At 54.6% G+C, this 1,833-nt stretch carries 3 protein-coding genes; all 3 read right to left on the bottom strand.

Annotated elements, in window-relative coordinates; all coding sequences use genetic code 11:
• On the bottom strand, positions 1-434 hold a 434-nt coding region (locus JCM17207_RS07345), incomplete at its 3' end, for a DUF6551 family protein (protein WP_373871937.1).
• 2 nt (positions 435-436) lie between these two features.
• Positions 437-1,285 (bottom strand): ParB N-terminal domain-containing protein, encoded by an 849-nt coding sequence (locus JCM17207_RS07350; RefSeq protein WP_238316963.1) that lies wholly within the window; start codon positions 1,283-1,285, stop codon positions 437-439.
• Positions 1,286-1,328: 43 nt separating this feature from the next.
• Positions 1,329-1,577: a hypothetical protein gene (locus JCM17207_RS07355; RefSeq protein WP_238316964.1), complete on the bottom strand. Its 249-nt coding sequence runs from the start codon at positions 1,575-1,577 to the stop codon at positions 1,329-1,331.
• Positions 1,578-1,833 lie beyond the last annotated feature (256 nt).

Consider the following 1,833-nt stretch of genomic DNA (forward strand, 5'->3'; position numbering starts at 1 on the left):
CCGCGCCGCTGTGCGTAATCCAAATTCAAGCCAACCGATTCAGTGGCCTTGAGGAAGGCCATGCACTCCGGGTCGCCGCCGTAGATCATAGCCCGCATCCGGTCGCCCGGTGTCAGCTTGGCGGATTCACCGGTCTGCTGGGCAAAGAGCAGGGCTTCCTCGCTCTCAGTCATACCCGTGTACACGATACAGCGGATCATCAGGTCCTTGCCGCCGTTAAGCAGCTTGAGGACCGCGATGGTGTGCTGGCCGTCAAACACATAATAGTGACCGTTGCGGTAGCTGACCTTCGGGGGATTGACCAGACGAGGGTCAAACCTTGCAGCAATTTTGCGAACCCGCTTGACGTTCAGTTCCCGCTGGTAACTGCCGCGGGGGACTTCCAGCAGCTTGCTGTTGATCATCATTTCCTGGTAGGCACTGGTGCTGTTCATTCTCATGTAGTCCTCCTCATCTCTTTCAGGTACTGAATTCCCTTATCTGTAAGGCTTCTGATACCGTCCCGGCAGGCACTGCGCAGCTCCTTGTTATTTTCCAAGCAGGTGTCCCAGCGGAAGATCATGGTGTCCAGGGCGTCTTCCAGTTCTGCACAGATATCGTCTGCGTCGATTTCCCCGTTGGACTGCAGCATGTTGTCTGAGATATCCTGAATGGCTTGTAAGGTTTCTGCGGCGCTGCGCTTGGGCGTCGGCTTTTCTTTGGGTTTATCGGGTTCTTTAGTCTGCCGGAGCTGCTGAACCAAAGCGGGCCTTTCCTCCAGTGGGGCCTTGGCGATGGCTGCCACGGCCTTCTCTGTGGGCTTAATGCTGCCGGTCAGGATTTCCTGTTTGATGCCTGGCACAGCTTCTTCTGCGGCATCTACGCCCTGAGCGAAGTGTCCTGCTCTGCGGACATATTTCTCGTTTAGATTGTTTTCTCGGGCAATTTTTTCCGCCGTACGCTCAGGATTTTGGTTGTGGACATTTTGTCCACAACCACTTCTTTCAACTGAAGTGTATTGATTTCCTCTAAACCGTTCGGCCAACTTTTCTGCATCGTACTGCTGTCCGATCAGATATTTGAACTGCTGTGGCGTCAGGTTCCGCCGTCCCAGCTGGTTCTTGCAGATCCAGGAGATGGCTGCGTACCGGTCGGGAAACTGCTTCTCATAGGTGGTGAACTGGATTTCCGGGTGCTGCTGAAGAATGTGGTAGCGGTTGTGACCATCCACGATCACGCCGTTCCAGACGATCAGCGGATTGATAACCACCCCGTCTGCCAGAATGTTTTCCTCCAGTTGTTTCATCTCTTCCTCGCGAAGCGGCGGAATCTTGCTCGCGAACTCCGGGTCAATGGTGAGATGCTGCAACATAGGTTCTTACCTTTCGACGGGTGGTGTCTCGGTGAGCCGCAGCAGGTTGGACGTAATAGTCGAAACCATAGCGGGTCTGACAGTAAGTACAGACATCTTTGGTCTGCTGATGAACATCCGCCCGACGCAGAAATGCTTTCTTGGCGTCCTGGAACGAGTGCAGACAAACCGGGCACAGGGTCATGAGGGATGCGGTATTGGCATTGCGTGCGTAACTACGGCTCATAGGGTTTTCCTCCTTTGTTTTGAAAGATTTGGTATGTAAAAAGCCCACCGTTTTGGGTCTTGCGATCCTGGGCGGTGGGCTGAAATTGTTTTTGGGGTTCCTCCCCCATTTGTCCTCGACACCCCGGGGAGGGTTGGGAACCTTCTGGCGGCGGATTTGCACCGCTCCATCGGCCTTTCGGCCGCCCCGCCTTCTTTGTGGCCGGGCCGCGAGTTACGGAAGTATCATTGTCTGGAAGTACCAGGAGGCTGCTTAT

Source organism: Faecalibacterium gallinarum, assembly GCF_022180365.1.
In the GTDB taxonomy this organism is placed as follows: domain Bacteria; phylum Bacillota; class Clostridia; order Oscillospirales; family Ruminococcaceae; genus Faecalibacterium; species Faecalibacterium gallinarum.